At 72.8% G+C, this 20,707-nt stretch carries 20 protein-coding genes; 10 read left to right on the top strand and 10 right to left on the bottom strand.

Going from position 1 to position 20,707, the window contains the following annotated elements; translation table 11 throughout:
• Window positions 1-504 precede the first annotated feature (504 nt).
• Window positions 505-795, bottom strand: a complete 291-nt coding sequence (locus tag DP939_RS38180; RefSeq protein WP_113985715.1) for a hypothetical protein — start codon at window positions 793-795, stop codon at window positions 505-507.
• A 179-nt stretch (window positions 796-974) separates the two neighbouring features.
• Between DP939_RS38180 and DP939_RS38175 the strand changes: the two genes are divergently transcribed.
• Entirely contained in the window at window positions 975-2,012 is a 1,038-nt protein-coding gene (locus DP939_RS38175; protein WP_225878736.1) for a helix-turn-helix domain-containing protein, read from the top strand.
• Here DP939_RS38175 and DP939_RS38170 read toward each other — a convergent pair whose 3' ends face one another.
• Entirely contained in the window at window positions 2,013-2,294 is a 282-nt protein-coding gene (locus DP939_RS38170; RefSeq protein ID WP_113985714.1) for a hypothetical protein, read from the bottom strand.
• Between the two features lie 181 nt (window positions 2,295-2,475).
• Window positions 2,476-3,216 (bottom strand): peptidoglycan recognition protein family protein, encoded by a 741-nt coding sequence (locus DP939_RS38165; RefSeq protein ID WP_158578928.1) that lies wholly within the window; start codon window positions 3,214-3,216, stop codon window positions 2,476-2,478.
• Window positions 3,217-3,549: 333 nt separating this feature from the next.
• Here DP939_RS38165 and DP939_RS38160 point away from each other — a divergent pair, with 333 nt between their 5' ends.
• From DP939_RS38160 to DP939_RS38150, 3 genes are all read left to right on the top strand, one after another.
• Window positions 3,550-4,644: a sensor histidine kinase gene (locus DP939_RS38160; RefSeq protein WP_113985712.1), complete on the top strand. Its 1,095-nt coding sequence runs from the start codon at window positions 3,550-3,552 to the stop codon at window positions 4,642-4,644.
• Window positions 4,641-5,318: a response regulator transcription factor gene (locus DP939_RS38155; protein WP_113985711.1), complete on the top strand. Its 678-nt coding sequence runs from the start codon at window positions 4,641-4,643 to the stop codon at window positions 5,316-5,318. Before DP939_RS38160 ends, DP939_RS38155 begins: the two co-directional genes overlap by 4 nt.
• Window positions 5,319-5,546: 228 nt before the next feature.
• Complete coding sequence (locus DP939_RS38150; protein WP_113985710.1) at window positions 5,547-7,022, top strand: ArnT family glycosyltransferase; 1,476 nt, start codon at window positions 5,547-5,549, stop codon at window positions 7,020-7,022.
• A 7-nt stretch (window positions 7,023-7,029) separates the two neighbouring features.
• Here the strand turns inward: DP939_RS38150 and DP939_RS38145 are convergent, their stop codons facing one another.
• From DP939_RS38145 to DP939_RS38130, 4 genes are read right to left on the bottom strand one after another with little or no spacing between them, the layout of a single operon-like run.
• Window positions 7,030-9,099: a DUF4132 domain-containing protein gene (locus DP939_RS38145; RefSeq protein ID WP_113985709.1), complete on the bottom strand. Its 2,070-nt coding sequence runs from the start codon at window positions 9,097-9,099 to the stop codon at window positions 7,030-7,032.
• A 32-nt stretch (window positions 9,100-9,131) separates the two neighbouring features.
• Window positions 9,132-9,815, bottom strand: a complete 684-nt coding sequence (locus DP939_RS38140) for an ABC transporter permease (RefSeq protein ID WP_113985708.1) — start codon at window positions 9,813-9,815, stop codon at window positions 9,132-9,134.
• Window positions 9,812-10,534 (bottom strand): ABC transporter permease, encoded by a 723-nt coding sequence (locus tag DP939_RS38135; protein WP_199565683.1) that lies wholly within the window; start codon window positions 10,532-10,534, stop codon window positions 9,812-9,814. Before DP939_RS38135 ends, DP939_RS38140 begins: the two co-directional genes overlap by 4 nt.
• Before the next feature lie 8 nt (window positions 10,535-10,542).
• A complete protein-coding gene (locus DP939_RS38130; RefSeq protein WP_113985706.1) occupies window positions 10,543-11,247 on the bottom strand; it encodes an ABC transporter ATP-binding protein in 705 nt (234 codons plus the stop codon).
• Window positions 11,248-11,381: 134 nt separating this feature from the next.
• Between DP939_RS38130 and DP939_RS38125 the strand changes: the two genes are divergently transcribed.
• From DP939_RS38125 to DP939_RS38115, 3 genes are read left to right on the top strand one after another with little or no spacing between them, the layout of a single operon-like run.
• Window positions 11,382-12,239, top strand: a complete 858-nt coding sequence (locus tag DP939_RS38125) for a sensor histidine kinase (protein WP_225878735.1) — start codon at window positions 11,382-11,384, stop codon at window positions 12,237-12,239.
• The gene (locus DP939_RS38120) at window positions 12,236-12,898 is read left to right on the top strand and encodes a response regulator (protein WP_113985704.1); all 663 of its coding nucleotides are present in this window, start codon (window positions 12,236-12,238) and stop codon (window positions 12,896-12,898) included. Before DP939_RS38125 ends, DP939_RS38120 begins: the two co-directional genes overlap by 4 nt.
• A 33-nt stretch (window positions 12,899-12,931) precedes the next feature.
• Complete coding sequence (locus DP939_RS38115) at window positions 12,932-13,588, top strand: TetR/AcrR family transcriptional regulator (protein WP_113985703.1); 657 nt, start codon at window positions 12,932-12,934, stop codon at window positions 13,586-13,588.
• Window positions 13,589-13,594: 6 nt separating this feature from the next.
• On the opposite strand, the gene DP939_RS38110 is transcribed toward DP939_RS38115, so the two are convergent.
• Complete coding sequence (locus DP939_RS38110) at window positions 13,595-15,298, bottom strand: ABC transporter ATP-binding protein (RefSeq protein WP_113985702.1); 1,704 nt, start codon at window positions 15,296-15,298, stop codon at window positions 13,595-13,597.
• Window positions 15,295-17,238, bottom strand: coding sequence for an ABC transporter ATP-binding protein (locus DP939_RS38105; RefSeq protein WP_199565682.1), 1,944 nt, complete (start codon window positions 17,236-17,238; stop codon window positions 15,295-15,297). The genes DP939_RS38110 and DP939_RS38105 overlap by 4 nt, the downstream gene beginning before the upstream one ends.
• Window positions 17,239-17,534: 296 nt before the next feature.
• On the opposite strand from DP939_RS38105, the gene DP939_RS38100 reads away from it, so the two are divergent.
• The 3 genes from DP939_RS38100 (at window position 17,535) to DP939_RS38090 (ending at window position 19,218) form a co-directional block, all read left to right on the top strand.
• Window positions 17,535-18,374, top strand: a complete 840-nt coding sequence (locus tag DP939_RS38100) for an alpha/beta fold hydrolase (protein ID WP_113985701.1) — start codon at window positions 17,535-17,537, stop codon at window positions 18,372-18,374.
• 183 nt (window positions 18,375-18,557) lie between these two features.
• Window positions 18,558-18,995 (top strand): MerR family transcriptional regulator, encoded by a 438-nt coding sequence (locus DP939_RS38095; protein WP_225878734.1) that lies wholly within the window; start codon window positions 18,558-18,560, stop codon window positions 18,993-18,995.
• A gap of 25 nt (window positions 18,996-19,020) precedes the next feature.
• Window positions 19,021-19,218, top strand: a complete 198-nt coding sequence (locus DP939_RS38090) for a hypothetical protein (protein WP_113985700.1) — start codon at window positions 19,021-19,023, stop codon at window positions 19,216-19,218.
• A 1-nt stretch (window position 19,219) separates the two neighbouring features.
• Here the strand turns inward: DP939_RS38090 and DP939_RS38085 are convergent, their stop codons facing one another.
• Entirely contained in the window at window positions 19,220-20,608 is a 1,389-nt protein-coding gene (locus DP939_RS38085; RefSeq protein WP_113985699.1) for an FAD-binding oxidoreductase, read from the bottom strand.
• Window positions 20,609-20,707: the final 99 nt, after the last annotated feature.

The following is a 20,707-nucleotide window of genomic DNA, read 5'->3' as shown; positions in this document are numbered from 1 at the left end:
GTCAGGTTGGAGCCGGTGCAACGTTAGGAGGCGTAAACGCCGGTTCCTCGCGTACTCCTTTCCGTCTCGCTTGCCGGACCCGCTCCATCTGACGGTGCTGACACGTCCCGGCTTTGTCAGGGCCGCTTGCCACCCTCCCCGGCACCTCCCGGGTCAGGCTGCCCTCAGCTTCAACCGTCTTGCTGCGACAAGACGGCGGTGCAGGTCTTTCACCTCCACTCGATCAGCAAGCGCTTCACGGCGCACAGCAAGTCCACTGCACACCTGCCAAGAAGGGGCGCGGGCGGGCGCTCAACCACAGCCCGCCCGCGCGGCGCGAGGAGCTACCAACCCCTCGCGCGGAACGGTACGGCCCAGGGGCGATCTGGCTCGGCCGTACCGTGGACTGGATGGCGCGGGCAGCGTGAACACCACCTGGATGCCGCCCGCGCCTGGCGGGCCCGCGCCGGCCCGCCGTACGGCACGACAGCGCACCAAGGTCCCTCGCCGCGCTGCCGTACCCGCTCATTGGGTGTCCTCCCACGCGTCGCCGACGACGGAGATGGTCACGCCGTCCGTCCGGTGCGCGGTAACGAGCGTCGAGCCGTACCGGTGGTCGTAGATGGTGCCGCGTGCGGCGGGGGCGAGCCGGGCGTACCGGACCCGCCCGCGCCCATGCCGGAACGTCGCCAGAGCACTCAGCATGTCCTTCTCGGCGACGACCTCGTCCTTGGTCACGCCACTCTTACCGTCGCTGCCGGACTCGACCTCCCAGACGAGGAACAGGCCGTCGTCTTGGGCGGTAACACCAATCATGCCCTCTTTGGGCACTACGGGCGGTCTATCATCTGTCACGGGTCGCACCACCTTTGCGGCCAAGGAGTCCGTCGAGCGTTGCGAGCGCTTCGGCGGACTCCGTCGTTTCCGCCATCGTCGACACGCAGTGTGGCGAAACCAATACCGAGGCTGTATACACCGGGGGTATTGTCACCGCTGTGACGGCTCCCCGACCCTGGGCAGACGGGCGTCTACGCGCCGCATGGGCACGCTGCGACTGGGCACAAGTGTTCCGCCGGTACCGCCAGTTGAGTGGCCTATCCCAGATGCGGCTGGGCGAGCTGGTCGGTATGCCGCAATCACATGTCTCCAAGATCGAGAACGGGCGCCGGCGCGTCGAGTCCGCCGACGTAATCGATCGCATCACGAGAGGGCTGCAGGTGCCGGAGGAACTCGGAGGTGCCGCTCGACGGGCGGCGGGAGAATGGATGCCGGACCCCGATCTGCGGGAACGCCTAGCGCGTGCACAGACGAGCGGTCGCGGCGATGTACGGGTGGCCGACTGGATCGAACACGTCCTCGCCGAACACCGCCGCGCGGAGGACGCCGTAGGCGGCGAAGACCTCTGGCCCGTGGTGCGCTCCCAGCTCGACACGGTTACACGGCTCATCCCCGGCGGCAGCGGGGAAACAGCAGACCGGTTGCTGGTCTTGGCGGCAGAGCACGCGCATTGGCTGTCCTGGGTCGCCTCCGAACATGATCGGCGCGGCGCCGCGGCGGGATGGCTCGACCTGGCGCACGGGTGGGCGATCGACGCAGGCAACTCGGACATGGCGGCGTGGGTTTTGCGGGTGCGGGCGTACTACGCGCGTACCAGCTCCCGCGACCCGGCTCGAGCAGAACGGATCGCTTCGGCGGCGTGGCATGCAGCGGCTACGGCGCGGCCGATTACAGGGGCGGTTGCCGCACATGAGTGCGCCATGGCGGCTGCGGCACTGGGTGAGCGGGACCGAGCCCGGCGTCTGTCCGATCAAGCGTACGAGCTGGCGCAACGCTCCGGCGACGACCGGCCAGGCTGGCTGTACTGGCTGGATGAAGTGCGCATCCGGTTGCAATGCGCCGAAGTTTCGTATGCCGTCCACGACTGGCAGGCCGCAGCCAACGCCTTCGCCGAGGCACTACCCGCTCTGAACGGGTATCCGCGCGATCAGGCGTACTACGCGGCCCAGTCAGAGGACGCGCAGCGCCGACTCTAACTAGAGCCCAGGCGTCTTGATCCCAACTGGCTCAACGTCCTCGATGTCAATGAGCATGCACTTCTCCCCCGTATGCTCGCGGAGCCGTCTGAGAATCTGGTCGATGAGCGGCTCCAAGATGGCCGGCTCGCTGGCGAATCCAGGCGGGAACATGGATGCCGGGAAAGCGAGCTTCTCGCGTATGGGCTCAAGGCCGAAGGCGCACGAGCAGCCCGCCGCGCCCTCGGGGTCATCGGCGAGGATGATGTAGGAGATTCGCTTCACACACGCGTCGTCTGCCACAGTCCCACGATAAGGAATTCTGCTGTGGGTAGCCAGGCCATCTAAGACAGCGCAACATGACGAGAACGGCCCCCGCCCCTCCCTGCTACGGGAAGAGGCGGGGCCCACGTTCGAGACGCGAAGCGGCTACATCGGCTGTGGCCTGGCGACCACGAGCTGCCGCCCATGGTCGTCGCGCGGGTCAGCGACTGGCGTCACTCGGCGCTGGCTGGTGAACCAGGCCCACGCGAATAGGGCCGCGTCGATGCCCCTGCTCGACACCCGATGAGGGGTGGTTCGGCCCCTCAGATCGGGGCGGAAAACTATAGGAGCAAGATCGAAGCGCGGTATTTCGCTGGTCGCACAAGAGCGCGCGGAACTCGGTGATGAGAATCAGCGCTTTCCCACACCTTGATCCACATTCAGGGCTGGTCGCTGCCGACGTCCAGGCGCACCGTGACCTTCTCGATCTCGTCGCGGATGCCAGCTCGTGGGTCCACAGTTCCTTGGCGCTCACGTCGTTCTCTCCCTTGATGCGCCGGGCGACCTCGGCCCGGAAGGTGTTCATGTCGATGTGGTGGGGGTCGGGCTTTTCCCGGTTCACTTCCTTGTGTCCGCGCACCCTCGACGCGGGCAGGTCGAATGCATTGCACGGCTCGGCGCACAGCTTCCGGTAGGCGTCGAGCTGGCCAGCGGGCCACGGCTGGGAGCCGTTGTTCTCGGCCTCGATGCCGATGCTCGCGCTGTTGGTGTGGTGGGCAGAGGTGGAGGGCGCGTTGTGCCAGCACCGCCCGGCGGCGATCACATAGATGCGCCCGGACCGGCCGAGACCGAAGTGCGACAGCGGCCCGGCGAGCCCGGCCCGGCCCGGCCCGAGCGCACCAGGGCCTTGAAGAGACGCCTCCGGCGGCGGCCATGCTCCGGGATGGGGAGGAGCCGACACACACTCAGGTCGTCGATGGTAATAGGGGACCTGCCCATCTCTCGTGCGACGACTCATTGAGTACGTGGTAGAACCCGCCGGAGTATCAGTGGGGAACAGCGGGAAAGTGGCGAACGAGGCCGGGCCACGGCGTCGGGCGGAGCCCGACATAAGAAAAGGGCGGCTGAGCGAAGCGAAGGCGATTGCGCGCGGAGCGCGGAGCTTCCCCGCCGGACAGTCGCTGGCGGACAGGTACTCCGGGGCCCGGCCCGCCCTTTGGCTCTGACCGTGGGTGGAGGGCGGGTATCCCTTCAGGGAGATGTGCGGGGGGCCGGGCGTTTCTACGATGGGCGGGTGGTGGTGTCTCCCCGCCGGCTGGTGCCGGTCGGCCTTGGGTCGCTGGCGTTGTTGGTCGGGCTGTCGTGGGCGCAGACGATCATGCGCGGCGGTGACCCCGCCTGGCCGCTGGCCGGCGGGACCGCCCTGGTCGGGCTCTGCCTCGTCATGGTCCGCGCGGGGAACGGCCGTGTCGCCGAGGTGGCCGGATTGGCGGCCCCCCTGGCCTTCGCCGCGCTGACCGGGCTCGCCGTCAACAGCGTCGGCTGGTTCGTCCTGGTGCTCTACCTCGGGTTCGTCGCGCTCACCCTGCGCCTTTGGGCGGGCGTGGTGATCTGGCTGGCCGCGCTGGGCGTGGTGGCCCTGGCCGCGTACGCCTCGCCCGACCCCGGGTGGCCGAACTGGCTGGCCGCCGCGAGCCTCGTCTTCTGGAGCGGCTGGGCCGCGCGCTACCGGATCGAGGTAGGCGAGCGGCTGCACCGGGCCGAGAGCGCCGCCACCGCCGCCGCGGCCCTGGCCGAACGGCAGCGGCTGGCCGCCGACGTCCACGACATCGTGGCGCACACCCTCGCGGTGACGGTGCTGCACCTTGGCGGCGTACGCCTGGCGCTCGAACACGACCCCAAGGAGGCCGCCGCCGGGATCGCCGAGGCCGAACGCCTGGCCCGGCAGAGCATGACCGAACTACGCAAAGTGGTCCGCGTCCTGGCCGACGAGGGCACGGCCGTGGCCGCCCCGCAGCCCACCGCGCCGGAGCTGCCCGGCCTGTTCGCCGAGTACCGGGCCGCCGGTCTGGACCTGGACGCGAGCGTCGAAGGCGAGTTGCCCGCAGTGAGCGCGACCACCGGGATGATCCTGTACCGGCTGGTCCAAGAGGCCCTGGCCAACGCGACCCGGCACGCGCCGCGCCACCCCGTCGAGGTCCGGATAAGCGTGTCGGAACAGGGCGCGGTACAGGCGACCGTCACCAACCCACTGCCCGCACGCACCGCCCGGCACAATGGCGGCATGGGACTCCGCGCCATGGCCGACCGCGTACACATGCTCGGCGGCCACGTCACCGCCGGGCCTGAGGACGGCCGCTGGGCTGTGCGGACGGACCTCCCGGCATGATCTCGGTGGTGCTGGTCGATGACCAGGAGCTGGCCAGGGCCGGGCTGCGGACGATCCTGCGCGAGCCGTACGGCTTCGACGTGGTCGGCGAGGCGGCCGATGGGCACGCGGCGCTGGCCGAGGTCGCCCGTGCCCGGCCCGACGCCGTGGTCATGGACATCCGGATGCCGCGGATGGACGGCGTCGAGGCCACCCGTGCCCTGCTCGCCGCCGATCCGGCCGCGCGGGTGCTGGTGCTGACCACGTTCGGCGAGGACGCCGTACTGGCCGCGGCGCTGCGGGCGGGCGCGTCCGGGTTCTGCCTGAAGGACGCCCCGGCGGAGGACATCCAGCGCGCGGTCCGCGCGGTGGCGGCGGGCGACGGCTGGCTGGACCCGGCGGTCTGCGGGCGGGTGCTGCGGCGCTACCGCACCGACCCGGCGACCGACCCGGCCGCGGTCCGGCGACTCGGCGAACTGACCGCGCGCGAGCTGGACGTGCTCAAAGGCATCGGCCGCGGCCTCACCAACGCCGAGATCGCCCGCCACCTGGTGGTCGGCGAGGGCACGGTCAAGACCCACGTCGGCCGGATCTTCACCAAGCTGGGCGTACGCGACCGGGCCGGAGCGGTGGTCTTCGCCTTCGACCACGGCGTCGTACACCCCGGAGAACCCCCGGCCATCCCCACAGCCTGACCCACCGACCACAACCGGCGGCGGTCCACGCATACGACCACAGCCGTCGTACACCCTGGAAAACCACCAGCCCCCACGTTCCACTCCGGACCGCGACCGGGCGGCGGTCCACGCGTTCGACCATGGCGTCGTACACCCCGGGGAGCCACCGGCTATCCCCATGGGGTGACCCCACGTTCCGCTCCCGGGCAGACGACACGCCCCCCTCGCTCGGCGGACCGTGGGGGCATGTTGCTTCGAGCCCCCCGTCAGATGACCGCTCCCCCGATCCCCGCCATCGCCTGGCGGGCCATCGGTCCCATCGCAGGCGTGGTCGTGGTCGCCCTGCTCGCGCTCAGTCCCTGGTACGGCTACCACCGCGACGAGCTGTACTTCCGGCTGCTCGGCCAGTCCCCCGCCTGGGGGTACTTCGACCAGCCGCCGCTGACCCCGCTGCTGGCCCGGCTGTCCACCGGCCTGTTCGGGGACACGATCGTCGGGCTGCGGGTCGTGCCCGCGTTGTGTGCCGGGGCGTTGGTACTGCTCGGCGCGGCGGTCGCGCGCGAGTTGGGCGGGCGGGCGGGGGCGCAGGCGCTGGCCGCCGCTGGGCTCGGTACCGGGATGTTCCCGCTGGTGGCCGGGCATACCCTGCTCACCCAGTCGGCCGACTTCGTGTTCTGGACGGCGTGCGTGCTGTGCGCGCTGCGCGCCCTGTTGCGCGGGGACGGGCGCTGGTGGGTGGCGGCCGGGGCCGTCGCGGGGGCCGCCACGTTCAACAAGCACTTGATCGTGCTGCTGATCACCGGTCTGGCCACGGGCCTGCTGGTCACCGCGGGGCTGGCGGTGAAGGGGCCGCGGGTGGTGTTCGCCGACCGGTGGTTCTGGTCGGGGGTGGTGCTGGCCGCGGTGATCGCCTCCCCGAACCTGGTGTACCAGGTCGCCAACGGCTGGCCGCAGCTCACCATGGCCGCCGCGCTCAGCGAGCCGATGAACCGGATCATGTTCGTGCCGATGCTGGTCGCGCTGCTCAGCGTGGGCGCGTTCGCCATCGCCGTCGTCGGGTGGCTCTGGCTGCGCCGCGGGCCGCAGACCCGGGCGCTGGCCATCGCGACCCTGGTGACGATCCTGCTCGGGTTCGCGTCGGGCGGCCGGGCGGACTACGTGGCGGGCAGCCTGATCTTCGCCTTCGCCGCGGGCTGCGTGCCCGTCGCCGCGTGGATGGAGGGCCGGGCCGCCCGGCGGCGTACGGTCTGGTGCGGTCTGCTCGGCGGCTCGCTGATCGGGATCGCCGTGGCCCTGCCGCTGCTCCCGCCGCCGCTGCTCAGCGTCTCGCCCAACGAGGTGCCCAGGGAGTCGGTGGGCTGGCCGCGGTTCGCCGCGCAGGTCGCCGGGGTGTACCGGGCGCTGCCGCCGGAGACGGTCGTGATCACCGCGAACTACGGCGAGGCGGGCGCGCTCGACAAGTACGCCCCGGACGTCACCGTCTACAGCGGCCACAACGAGCTGTGGTACCAGGGGCCGCCGCCGCGGTCCGCCCGGACGGCGGTCTTCGTCGGCCTGCCGCCCGAGCGGCTGCGCGAGCGTTTCGCGCAGTGCGCGCCCGCCGGGGCGATCGACCACGGCACCGGGGTCGCCAACGAGGAGCAGGGCCGGCCGATCACGGTCTGCTCGGACCCGAACACCCCGTGGGCGACCGCCTGGCCGGACTACCGGCACGCGGACTGAACGCCGGTCACCCCTTGATCTGGCGGATGATGGTGGCGTCGGTGATGGCGGTGTCGTCGGCCAGCAGGAACGCCTTGCTGAGGATGAGCGCCAGCCGCCCGTCCTCCTCGAACGGCAGGAACAGCCGGGTGCCGGGCTCGCGTCCGGTGACGATGCAGAGGTAGGCGTCGTTGGGCTCCATCAGGACGTTGGCCGACCCCAGGTGGATCTTGTACGTGCGCAGGTCACCGCGTACCACCAGGAAGCGGTCCGTCATCGTGCAGCGCTCGGCGATGGCCGTGCGCCCGATCAGCCGGGCCAGCGCGTCCCTGCGCACCTCGGCGGACGGCGGCAGCGCCCCGAACGCCCCGGAACGCCATGAATCGTGCAACGTGTCGGGCCCCGCCTCGGCGAACCGGGGATCGACCGCGATCGAGGCCACCGCCACGAACAGATCGACGTCGCGCATGGCCTCGCTGAACACCAGCGGCGGCACCTCGGTCAGCGGAACGCACCGCCACCCGCCCCCGCCCAGCCGCTCGAAATGCACGCCGCCGGTGACCGCGTGGTGCTCGTCGTAGAGGCCGTGGGCGAGGGCCGCCCGCCAGCCTCCGCCCGCCAGCACCCGGCGGGCGTGCCCGTCGGTCTCCCAGTGCCCCTGGAACTCGGCCGCCCAGCCCCGCTCCTTGAACAGCGCGCGCAGGGTGCGGTAGCGCAGGACGTGCCCGTCGAACCGGGCCGACATCACCCCCGCCGCCTCCTCGGCCGGGGTGAGCAGGTAGATCTCGCGGAACGCCTGCTTGAACGGCTGGCGCAGCTCCTTGTCCTGGATCACCTCCCGCCAGGCACGGACCTCCTCGGCCGTCGCGCGGGCCGGGTGCCACAGCCGCACGGGCGCGTCGGGCACGGTCATGCCCAGCTCGGCCCGCCACACGCCGGGCGACACCTCGAACTCCCAGATCAGCCGGTCGGCGACCGGCCGCCCGGCCAGCCGCCGGTACGGTGGGTCGCTCTCGCCGCCGATCCCGGCCTCCAGCGCCCTGGCCAGGGTGGCCTGTTGCTGCCTGGTCTGCTTGACCAGCTCGCGCAGCCGCTTGACCTCGTCGGGATGGTGGCGTCTGACCGCCGCGGGCACGGACCTGAGCCGCTTGCCGCCCTGCCACCACGACAGCTCGACCTCGCCGTCGGTGGTGATCACCGCCGTGTGGTCGCCGACGGCCTGGCGTACCCGCCCGTCGGGCAGCCGGAACGCCACCTCCAGCCGGCCGGCCAGCGCGGCCTCGATCCGCTTGAGGCCGCGGTCGAGCTGGCCCGGCACCCCGCCGTGCCGGGTGATCCGGCCCGCGGCGCGCAGCGCGGAGATCACCTCTGGCGTGGGGTGCGCCTCCGCCGCGCGGGCGATCTCGAACAGCAGCCGCTGCGAGGGCAGGGTCTTGGCCGGGGTGGGGGCCACCGCGATCCCGCGCACCAGCGGGTCGAGCAGCGCGGGCAGCCGGTCGTCGTCGCGGAACAGCGCCAGACGCACCGCCCGGCCCAGGACGCTCGTCTCCGCGCGGTCGAACGCCTGCTCCGCCCGATAGGGGATCTCGCCCGCGTGGATCGCCTGGACGCGGGCCACGGCGCTCTCCAGGGCCGCGTGCGCGAAGGCCGGATAGCCGGGCAGGCCGCCGAGCCATTCGGCCAGGCCGGACGAGTCGCCGTCCGGCCGGGGCACGGCGAACAGCGCCCGCCGCTCGACGTCCCAGCCGAGCAGCAGGTCGATCTCGGCGAGCGCGATCGGCCCGTACCGCCCGGCCAGGTCGGCGCGCACCTCGGTGTCCATGCCCGCCAGCCCGGCCGCCACCAGCGCGCAGAAGCGCCCGTGCGGAGGCTCGCGGTCCTCCGGCAGCAGGAACCCGATCAGCTCGCGGGCCGCTGCCATCACCCGCTGCCGCATCCGCTCGTCGATCACGAAGCGCGGTGGCCCCGAGCCGTCACCGTCGCCGACCGGCGTGCCCAGTCCGACGGTCAACTGCGAGACCTCGGGCCAGTAGGAGGCGTCGTCGGCGGTCCCGGTGATCAGGGCGAGCAGCCGCCGGGCGAGGGGGGAGAACTCCATAGCGGCATCCAAGCAGCGGGCACCGACAGAACTCAGGCGTCCCGGCGGTGGTGCCCGGCGAGCGCGACGGCGACCAGTACAGCGGTCCAGCCGGTGAGCACCAGCGCCCCCTGCGCCGGGGCGAGCGGGCCCGGGAACCACATGGCGGCCCCGGCCGTGTCCGGCAGGTACTTCGACAGCGCGAGGTTGTCGCGCAGCAGAGGGCCGACGACGAAGAGGTACCCCAGCAGGACGGCGACCGCCACGAGGGTCCGGCGGGCCAGGGCTCCGGCGGCCACCCCGATCAACGTCGTGAGCAGCAGGTATCCGGTCACGCCCACGATGGGAGCGAAGGTCGTGGGCGCGTCGCCGAGCACGAGGGCGGTGAGCGCGACCCCGGAGACGGCCATGATCGCGGCGGCGGGCAGCGCGACGATCGCCGTCGCCAGGTGCTTGGCGGCGAGCTGGCGGGCGCGGCGGGGCATCGCGGTCAGCGTCGTGCGGATCTGCCCCCCGACGTACTCCGAGCAGGCGGCGAGCACCCCCAGCACCACGAAACCGGCCTGGGTGTAGCCGATCGGGGCGAGCCCGGCGTCCACCACGTCCCGCGGCGCGGTCTGCGCGAACGCCACGGCGAGGAGCAGGTTCGCGGCCAGGGTGCCCCCGAGGGCGAGCCAGGTGGCGCGCAGCGAGAGGAGCTTGGACAGTTCCGCCGCGAGGGCGCGGGCGGGCGTCACGCGTCCCTCCGGGTGAACACGGCGGTGGCGACCGCCAGCAGTGCGGCCACCCAGGCGGCCATCACCAGCCCGGCGGTCAGCGGGGCGATCTCGACGTCGTTGTCCGCGAGACGCCGGACGAACATGCGGACGCCCGCCATGTCCGGCAGGTAATTCGCCAGCGGAGTGACCTTGGTGAGCAGGTAGGTGACGCTGACGACCGAGGTGTTCACGATGAACACGGCGAGCGGGACCACCCCGTGCCGGGTGAGCACGGTGACTCCGAAAGCGAGCAGCGCGGTGAGCACCCAGTAACAGACCACGCCGGCCAGGCGCGGGACGTCGGCCGCGCCCAGCGGCTCGGCGTACGGGCCCGCGTGGACGACGCCCATGGTGGCCGCCGCCGCGACGACCGCGAGCAGCGCGCCGCCGATCGCGACCGCGCCCACCTTGGCGAGCAGGAAGCGGGTGCGGGAGGGGACGGCGGTCAGGCTGGTGGTGATCTGCCGCCCGCCGCCGGACTCCGCGCTCTCGGTGACGTACTCGCTGCTGATCGCGACGACGCCGAGCACGATCGCGCCCAGCACCCCGAACGCCAGCTCCTGGTAGCCGGCGTCGGTCGCGTCCGGCGCCTGCCCGGCACGGGCGCTGGTCGCGGCGATCACGCCCGGTACCAGCACCCCGACCGCCGCCGCGATCCACGCGGCGGGCAGCGAGGCGAGTTTGGCCAGCTCGGCCATGAGCGCCCTCATCGGCGACCGGCCCCGGTGAGCGCGAAGAACGCGTCCTCAAGGGTGCGGTGCGCGCCGGTGACCTCGGCGAGCGTGCCGTCGGCGACGATCCGGCCCGCGTCGATGACCACGACGTCGTCCACGGTCTCGGCGAGTTCGCCCATCAGGTGGCTGGACAGCAGTACGGTACGGCCGTCGGCCGCGCGTTCGCGCAGGAAGGTCCTGATCCACCGGATGCCCTCCGGGTCCAGCCCGTTCACCGGCTCGTCCAGGACCAGCACCGCCGGGTCGCCGAGCAGCGCCGTCGCCAGCGCCAGCCGCCGGCCCATGCCGAGCGAGTAGCCGCCGACCCGCTTGGCGGCGGCGTCCGTCAGGCCGACGAGTCCCAGTACCTCCTCGACGCGGGTCCGGGGCAGCCCGGCGGAGCGGGCCACCCAGCGCAGGTGCGCCCGTCCGGTACGCGCGCGGTGCGCGCCGGAGCCGTCCAGCACCGCGCCGACCGTGCCGAGCGGGTCGCGCAGCCGGGCGTACGGGAGGCCGTCGATGAGCGCCGTGCCGGAGTCCGCCCGGTCCAGGCCCAGCAGGACCCGCAGGGTGGAACTCTTGCCCGCGCCGTTCGGCCCGAGGAACCCGGTCACCCGCCCGGGGCGGGCCGAAAAGCCGATGCCGCGCAGGATCTCTTTGCCGCCGCGCCGCTTGACGAGGCCGTCGATGGTCACCATGGGCTCCAGCGAACCGGGCGCGCGACCGCCCGCGCATCGGGCCGGGGGCGGTACCTGGGGGGCGCGGCTCGGACTCAGGTCCCTCGGACCCAGGGCCGATGCGCCGCCCGGGGGCGGTCCTTAGAATCGCACGGGTGGGCGGTGACCAGGCGATTCCGAGGCGTCGGCGGCCGGTGTGGCCGGCGGCCGTCGCGGTTCACCTGGTGCTGCTGTTCGCGCTGCTCGCGGTCGGCCACGACAGCGGCGCGGCGATCATCGTCCCGGTGGTCGTGGTGGCGCTGGCGGCGCTGACCACCGGGTGGGCGGTGCTTCGGGCGCGGCGGCAGCGGATCGCGTACGAGGCACGGCTGACCGCCTGGGCCGGGGAGCGCGCGGCGCAGGCCGAACGGCTGCGCATCGCCCGCGAGCTGCACGACATCGTCTCCCACGGGCTCGGGCTGATCACCGTCCGGGCGAGCGCGGCCCGCCACCTCGGCGGCACGGACGACCGGGCCGGCGCGCTGTCGGACGTCGAGCGGATCAGCAGGCAGACCACGACCGAGCTGCGCCGGATGCTCAACGTGCTGCGCGACTCCGCCTCCGCCGAGCCCGCGGTGCCGCTGCGGCCCGCCGAGACCCTGGACGACCTGCCCGCCATCATCGAGGACGCGCGGCGGGCGGGCCCGGCGGTCACGCTCCGGCTCGACGACGTGGACGGCGTCAGCCCGGGCGCGCAGCTCGCGATCTGCTTCGTGGTGCGCGAAGCCCTCACCAACACCGCCAGGCACGCGGGGCCTACGGGCGCGAGCGTGTACGTCCGCCGCGACGGCGACTGGATCGTCACCAGCGTCCACGACGAGGGCCCGGTGCCCGGCTGGACCCCGCACCCGGGAGCCGGGCACGGGATCGCCGGGCTGCGCGAACGCCTCACCGCGCTGGGCGGGACCTTCCAGGCCGAACAGGCGGGCAACGGCTTCCGGGTCACCGCCCGCGTACCCGAGGCCCGGCCTTGACTGGCATCCGTGTCATCGTCGCCGACGACCAGCCGCTGCTACGGCACAGCCTGGCGGCGATCATCGACGCCGACGACGGCATGAGCGTGGTCGGCGAGGCGGGCAACGGGGAGGAGGCCGTGCGGCTCTGCGCCGAGCGGCGGCCCGATGTGGTGCTGATGGACATCCGGATGCCGGGCACGGACGGCATCGCCGCCACCCGCCGCGTGGTGGCGGACGCGCCCGCCGGGGCGGTGAAGGTCATCGTGCTGACGATGTTCGAGCTGGACGAGTACGTCCGTACGGCCCTCCGGGCGGGCGCGAGCGGCTTCCTGCTCAAGGACTCCCACCCCGCCCAGTTGCTCGACGCGATCCGGCGGGTCCACCGGGGCGAGTCGCTGTTCGCGCCGAGCGTCCTGACCCGCCTGATCGAGGCGTACCTGGCCCGGCCCACCGGCGAGCGGCCGGGCGGCCTGGCGGCGCTCACCGAGCGGGAGACCGAGGTCCTGGCCCTGGTGGGGCGCGGCCTGTCCAACGACGAGATCGCGGCGAGCCTGACCATCTCGATCAAGACGGTGAAGACGCACGTGGGCAACCTGCTGAGCAAACTCCGGGCGCGCGACCGCGTCCATCTTGTCATCGCCGCCTACGAGAACGACCTCGTCCGCCCGTCGCGCTAAGCTCGGGTGATCGATGGGCGTGGAGGAAAAGAGATGCCCGCAGCAGGTCCCAGGGCGAAAGGCGCCGGCCGGCCGCCGCGCCTGTCCCTGGAGGCGATCATCGCCGCGGCGGAGCGCATTCTGCAGTCCGAAGGGCCGGAGAAGCTGTCGATGCGCCGGCTGGCGAGCGAGCTGGGCAGCGCGCCGATGGCGCTGTACTACCACGTACGCGACAAGGACGAGCTGCTGCTCCTCCTGATGGAGGCACAGGCCCGGCGCATCCCCCGCCCGGAGTTCCCCGACGACCCGCGCGACCGGCTGGTGGCGGTGGCGATCACGCTCTACGAACTCCTCGCCGAACGGGTCTGGATCGTCGAGGTGCTCACGGCCGACGACCTCACCGCCCCCTCGGCCCTGTGGTTCGTCGACGAGATGATCGGCGCGGCCATCGCCTGCGGCCACACCCCCGAACAGGCCGTCTACATCTACCGCACGATCTGGTTCTACATCGTCGGCGACCTGATCATCCGCGTGCACGGCGAACGCCGCCGCAGCCGCGCCACCGGCCCCACCCCCGAGAACAAGGTCATCGCCGAGGTCGACGGCGGCACCCACCCCAACCTGGCGCGGGTCGCCCCCCGCTGGTCCGCCCTCAACGCCCGCGACACCCACCGCCAGGCCCTGACCGCCATCATCAACGGCCTCCTCTGACCCGGCTCATTCGCGGGCGGAGGCGGTCCAGAAGTCGGTGTAGCGGCCTCCCTGGTGGAGGAGGGTGTCGTGGGACCCCTGTTCCACGATGTGGCCGCCTTCGAGGAAGGCGATGTGGTCGGCGCGCTGGACGGTACGCAGGCGGTGGGCCACCATCACGACCGTGCGGCCCGCCATCAGGCGTTCGATGCCCTGGTGGACGGCGGCCTCGTTGATCGGGTCCAGGGCCGAGGTCACCTCGTCGAGGAGGACGATGGGGGCGTCCTTCAGGAGCGCGCGGGCGATGGAGACACGCTGGCGTTCGCCGCCGGACAGCAGGGCGCCGCCCTCGCCGACGTCGGCGTGCCGGCCGCCGGGCAGGCGTTCGACGACCTCGTCCAGGCGGGCCGCCGTGGCCGCCGCGCGGACCTCGGCGTCGGTGGCATCCGGGCGGCCCAGGCGTATGTTCTCCTCGATCGTGCCCGCGAAGAGGTAGACGTCCTGGAAGACGACGGCGATCCGGGACATCAGCGTCTCGGTGCCGATCGCGCGGACGTCCGCGCCGCCGACGCGTACCGCGCCCTCGTCCACGTCGTAGAACCGCGCGACCAGTTGGAGCAGCGTGCTCTTGCCCGCCCCCGACGGCCCCACGATGGCGACCCGCCGCCCCTCGGGGACCGACAGCGACAGGCCGGAAAGGACCGTGCGGTCGCCGTGCCGGAAGGTCACGGCGTCGAATTCCAGCCCGTGCCCCCGCGGCTCGCGTGGCTCGGCGGGCTGCGGGAGCGGTTCGGTGCGCAGTACCGCGTCCAGCCGGTCGATCTCGGCGCGCGCGCCGCGCAGCCTGCCGCCGATGTCGGCCAGGGACAGCAGCGGGTCGGCGCAGCGGGCCGCCAGGACCAGGATGGTCAGCACCTCCGCGGCCCCGATGCCCCCGCCCAGGGCGAGGTGGGTGCCGAGGACCAGCAGCGCGGTGAACATCGCCTGCACGGTGAGGGTCAGGCCGATCGCGCCGGGCAGCGCGGCCAGCGTGGTACGCCGGGAGGCCCGCTGGACCTGCCGCAGCGCGTCGTCGAGCAGGCCGAAGCGTTCGGCGGTGCGGCCACCGGCCCGCAGGATGGGCTGGGCCTGGAGGTATTCGATGACGCGGGCGCCCGCCTGGTGGTCGCGTTCGTGCCGTTCGGCGTCGGTGGCGGCCATGGCACGCGCGGTCCAGACGCCGGTCAGGGCCACGACGGGGGCGGCGGCCAGCGCGGCGAGCCCCATCCGCAGGTCGAACGCGAGCATCACCGCGACGATGGTCAGCGGGGTGATCAGCGCGGCGATGAAGGGGGCGAGCAGGTGCGCGGCCACGCCCATGGCCTGGAGCAGGCCGCGCCCGGCCATGACGGAGACCTCGCCGACGCGGGCGGCGTCGTACCAGCCGATCGGCAGCCTGGCCAGGTGGTCGCCGAGGCGGTGGTACATCCCGCGCAGCATCGTGGTGCCGACGCGCATGCCGGACAGGTCGCTGAAGTAGCGCAGCACGGCGTAGGCCGCCACCCCGGCCCCGAAGGCGACCAGCCAGGGCCGGGCGTCGGCGGGGCTCCCGCCGAACAGCGCCCGCAGCACCGGGACCAGCAGGGCGTACAGCAGCCCTTCGACGACCGCGGTGGCGGTCATCAGGGCGATGGTGCGGCGCATGGGCCCGGCGTACTGCTGGCCCAGCACCCGCAGCAGAGTCCGGATCATCGGGCCTGTCCTCCTAGTGAACCTTTTTCAACCGGTCGCCTGGACCAGGTCAGGGGTGCCTCCGCCGAAATCGGACCGGGGCTGGTGTCCTGGCAGGACGCCTGGTCACGCGGATACGGCATCTCGCTTACCGCCTCTGACCAGGGAATCTGAGGTTGAAAAAGGTTCAGTGGTTCGGCGGTGATCGCCGATCGGTGGGATCGCCGGAAGGCGGCGAACCTGCCGTCCCTGGCGAGCAGTTCGGCCGGGGGTCCCTGTTCGGCGATGCGCCCCTCGTCGAGCAGCACCACGGTGTCGGCGTCGGCGACCGTTTCCAGGCGGTGGGCGATGACCAGGGTGGTCCGGTCGCCCGCGGGGGCGGCGAGGGCGTGGCGGATCGCGTGTTCGGTTTGCGGGTCGGCGAAGGAGGTGGCCTCGTCCAGGACCAGAATGGGGGTGTCGGCCAGCAGTGCGCGGGCCAGGGCGATCCGCTGGGCCTCGCCGCCGGACAGCGTGGCCTCCTCGCCGATCACCGTGTCGTAGCCGCAGGGCAGGGCGAGGACGCGGTCGTGGACGCCCGCCTGCCGGGCGGCCCGGACGACCTCCTCGGGATCGGCGTCCGGGACGGCCAGCGCGATGTTGTCAGTGACGGACGCGCGCAGCAGCCGGACGTCCTGGAAGACGAAGGAGACCATCCGGTACAGGTCGCGGGCGGGCAGGTCGCGCAGGTCCACGCCGCCGATGCGGACCGAGCCGTGGGCCGGGTCGAAGAACCTCGGCAGGAGCTGGACCAGCGTGGACTTCCCGCTCCCCGAGGGGCCGACGAGGGCGGTGACGGTGCCCGGTTCGAGCGTGAGGTCGATCCCGCGCAGCACCTCGCGGTCGTCGTCGTAGCCGAACCGGACCCCGCGCAGTTCCACCCGGTGCCCGTGCGGGGCGATCGAGGCGGCGGCGGGCTCGGGCAGCGGCGGTACGCCGCTCACCTCCTTGATCCGCCCGACGGCGCGGCGGGCGGCCTGGAGGTCGTCGAAGCCGTGGCCGAGCGCGGCCACCGGCGCGGTCAGCCCCAGCCCGAGCAGCAGGAACGGCAGCAGGCCGGCCGGGGCCAGGCCGCCGCCGGAGATCAGCGCGGTACCGCCGATCAGTACGACCAGCAGCACGAACGGCGGCGACAGCGCGAGCTGCATCCCCGCCGCGACCAGGGACATGCCGCGCACCCAGCGGGAGAAGACGGCCACGAAGTCGTCGGCGGCGGTGCGGAAGGCGCGGTGGGCGCGCTCCCCGCCGCCGAACGCCTTGACCACCGCGATCCCCTGCACGAACTCCACCACCGAGGCGGCGATGCGGCCCATCGCCGCGTCGAACTCCTCCTGCTCGCGCGCCCGCGCGGGCAGCATCAGCAGCGGGACGTGCGCGATGGCCAGCGCCACCGGGATCAGCGTGATCAGCGTGAGCCGCCAGTCGATGGACAGCAGGTAGACGAGCGAGACCAGCGGGACCACGAACGCGGAGACCAGCTCGCCGGGGGCGTGCGCGATGAACGGGTGGACCGCGCTGACGTCCTCGCCGACCACCTTGGCCAGCTCGCCGGTGCGGCGGCGGGACAGCCAGCCGATCGGCACCCGGCCCAGCCGTTCGGCCAGGTGCCTGCGGAGGGTGAGCTGGACCTGGCCGTCCACCAGATGCCCGATCCCGGACGACGCGGCGGTGAACACGAGCCTGACCAGCAGCCCGGCCGCGCCCACGATCACCGCGGTCCAGACCCGGCCGGTGTCGATCGGGCCGGGCGACAGCAGGGCGCGGCCCAGCTCGGCCACGGCGAGCAGCGGCGCGAGCCCCGCGACGGCACCGATGACCTGAAGGCCCATGACGGCGGCGAAGCTCCAGGCGTGCGGGCGCAGCAGTTTCGCCATGCTCTGTCCCGCCACGGGGGCGGGGTCCGGCGACGGCCTGCGGTTCATGGCCCTCCCATCAGGGTTTCGTACGCGTACGATTATTACCCTACCTCGGGCGGGACCGGCCCGGCCAGGCCCCCCGGACGGGTGGCCGGCGCTCACTAAAAGGCGGAATTCCGTTTATCAGGATTTCCTTTTCCCGGGTTTATCGGAAAGGGCGTCCGACCGTGAGGAAAGTCACTGGTGTCGTCTCGCTATTTCTGACTTGGCCGGTAACGCCGGGGAGTACGGTCCTTTCAAAGGGAGGACCGGCCGGGAAGCACGCCACTCGGCCGGTCCCACCCTTACCAAAGGAGCCACCGATGTCCACCCCCCTGCTTTTTCTGCCCGGTTTCTGGCACGGTTCCTGGTGCTGGAGCGAGGTGCAGGCGCACCTGACCCACACCGGGCGTACGACCCTGGCCGTGGACATGGCCGGCCACGGCCTGCGCGCCCGGTGGCCCAAGTCGATCAACAAGCGCCCCTTCGTGCCGCGGGACCTGGCCGAGGAGGTCTCCCCGATGGCCGGGATCGGCCTCGACCAGGCCGGTGACCTGCTGGTGGCCCAGATCGAACGGCTCGGCCGGGGCAGGCCGGTGACCGTCGTGGCGCACAGCATGGGCGGCGCGGTGCTCACCCGGGCCGCGGAGCAGGCGCCCAAGCTGGTGGCCCACGCGGTGTACCTGACCGCGTACATGCCGGCGTCGGGCGTCCCGGCCCTCGACTACACGCGGATGCCCGAGAGCGAGGGCAACCTGGTCCCGGCGGCGCTGCTCGGCGACCCGGGCGCGACCGGCGTGCTGCGGCTCGACGTCCTGTCCGGCGACCGGGCCTACCGGGACCTGCTCCGCGAGGCGTTCTGCGCCGACGTGGACCCGGTCACCGCCGAGGCCGCGCTCGGGCTGCTCACCCCGGACAGCCCGGTCGGGATCGGCGTGGAGACCACCACCCTGACCCGCGGCGGCTGGGGGTCGGTGCCCCGCACCTACATCAGGTGCGCGCGTGACATGGCCGTCCGGCCCGCCCTCCAGGAGAGGTTCATCGCCGAGGCGGACGCCGCCTTCCCCGGCGACCCGACAGCCACGGCCACGCTCGACTCCTCGCACTCCCCATTCCTGTCGATGCCCGGCGAGGTCGCCCGCATCGTCGCCGGAATCGGCTGAGCCGGAGACCCCGGCGGCCGGTGCGCGTGCCGCTCCCGCGGCCCGCGGCACGCGCGGAACGCGCCCCCGCGCACGAACGTACCTGGCAGGCGATCGTGCGCGGGGCCGCGCCCCCAGCCCCCGCGCCCGCCTCCTTGGCGGACGGCGCTTGACGTGGCGGCAGGTCCGCAAGTTAATGTCAACATGAAGTCAACCGAGATCATGCGGATCGGCGAACTCGCCGAGCGGTTCGACCTCGCGCCGCACGTCCTGCGGCACTGGGAGTCGATGGGCCTGCTCGCCCCCGCGGCCCGGGTGAACGGCCGCCGCCGCTACACCGCCGACCACGTCATCCGCGTGCTGACGATCATCCGCGCCAAGGCGGCCGGGATGAGCCTGGAGCAGATCCGGGAGGTGATCACCGTCTCCGGCCGGGCCGAACGGCAGGCCCTTCTGCAGCGTCACCACGACGAACTGGAACGCAGGCTCGCCGAGATAACGGCCTCCAAGGCGCTGATCGAACACCTCATGCGCTGCACGGCGGACGATTTCACGCATTGCCCGTCCTATCGCCGGCTGGCCGAGACCGCGCCCGGCATTCAGGATTTCCAGGAATTGCAAACCGGCGATTGTGTGGTCTGATGGTCGGTGAGGAATGAGGTGAGCGATGAAGTCGTGGATCCTCGCCATCGCCGGCGTCCTGCTGATCCTGCTCGGCGGCCTTTGGACGCTCCAGGGCGTCGGCGTCGTCGGCGGCAGCGTGATGACCGGCGACACCACCTGGGCGATCATCGGCCCGATCGTGGTGGTCGCCGGTCTGGTGGCGGCGTTCTTCGCGCTGCGAAGGCGCTCCGGCGGAGGCTGACCTAGAAGGCGATCTTGCTGGGCAGCGGAGTGGCCGAGAAGACGTCGTCCGGGTCGATGGCGGACTTGATGGCCAGCAGGCGGGCGGTGTTGGGGCCGTAGGCGTTCGCGACCTGGTCCTCGTCCTCTGAATCGAGGAAGCTGACGTAACCGCCGGGCAGCGCGTGCGGGGCGAGGGCGTCCGAGGCGGACCGGGCCCATGCCCGGTGCCGCTCGCCGTCGTTGTCCTCGGGGGGCCAGATGGCGATGATCTCGGCCATCAGGTGCGGCTCCCGGGCCGCGAAGGCGGTGTCCGCGACCGGCACCCGGGCCGCCGCGCCGTGGAAGTGGTGCAGCGAGAGCGCGGACAGCGGCGAGGGCAGCGCGCCGCCGGACTCGGTGAACACGTCCGCGACCGGGGCGGTCAGCCCGGACACCGAGCGGGTGCGGATCACGACGTTCCGCCCGGCGGGGAACATCTGGTCCCGCTGGGCCACGAGGGTGGCCAGGGACACCGCTTCGAGCTGCGTCACCAGCGGGTCGCCCAGCCGGGTGAGCGAGCGCAGCGGCCCGCGCTCGGCGGCGGCGAGGGCCGGATCCCCGCTCCAGGTGGGCAGCAGCATCACCATGGGAGCGCCGTCGGGGCCCGCGCCCACGGCGGTCTGCACGGTGAGTTCGTCCGGGGTGTACGGCAGGAATTCGCGCAGCAGGCCCAGTACCCGCCCGGCCTGCGCCCACGGGTAAATGATCATGCCCGCCACCACCGACGGCACCTCGTGCAGCCGGATCGTGGCCGAGGTCACCACGCCGAAGTTGCCGCCGCCGCCGCGCAGCGCCCACAGCAGGTCGGGCTCGCTCTCGGCGTCCACCTGCACCAGCGAACCATCGGCCAGCACGACCTCCGCTCCCAGCAGGTTGTCGGCGGCCAGGCCCGCCCGCCCGGCCAGCGGGCCGTACCCGCCGACGAGGCTCAGGCCGACGATGCCGACCGAGCCGACGGTGCCGGACGCGGCGACCAGCCCGGCCGGCTCGGCCGCGCCGAGCAGGTCGTTCGCCGTCGCGCCGCCGCCGACGTGGGCGCGGCGGCCTTCCGCGTCGATCCGGACCTGGCTCAGGCCGGTCAGGTCCAGCGTCAGCCCGCCGTCGGTCAGTGCCCGGCCGGTCCAGTCGTGCCCCGGCCCGCGCACCGACAGCGGCAGCCCGTACTCACGGGCCACAAGGACCCCCGCCTGCACGTCGGCGACCTCGGCGCACCGGACGACCACGGCGGGCCGCCGCCGGATCGCGCCGTTCCACAGCTCCGTCGCGGCCACGTACCCGGGCCCGTCCACCAGCACCCGTTCGCCGGGAATCCGGGCCTGGAGCGCGGCGATGGCGTCCGCGACGGTCTTCGCGTCGGGCGTGCTCTGCATGGTTATGCCACTCCTCGGGGTCATGTGGGCATACGCCCAGCGGCGGCCACGAGGATCGGGGGGCCTTGGCGGCGCGGGGGGTACGCGGGGGGCGCGCGG

Origin of the sequence: Spongiactinospora rosea (genome assembly GCF_003315795.1) — a bacterium.
Lineage (GTDB): Bacteria > Actinomycetota > Actinomycetes > Streptosporangiales > Streptosporangiaceae > Spongiactinospora > Spongiactinospora rosea.
Note: the sequence above shows the minus strand (reverse complement) of the source record. Positions and strands in the feature narration are given on the sequence as shown.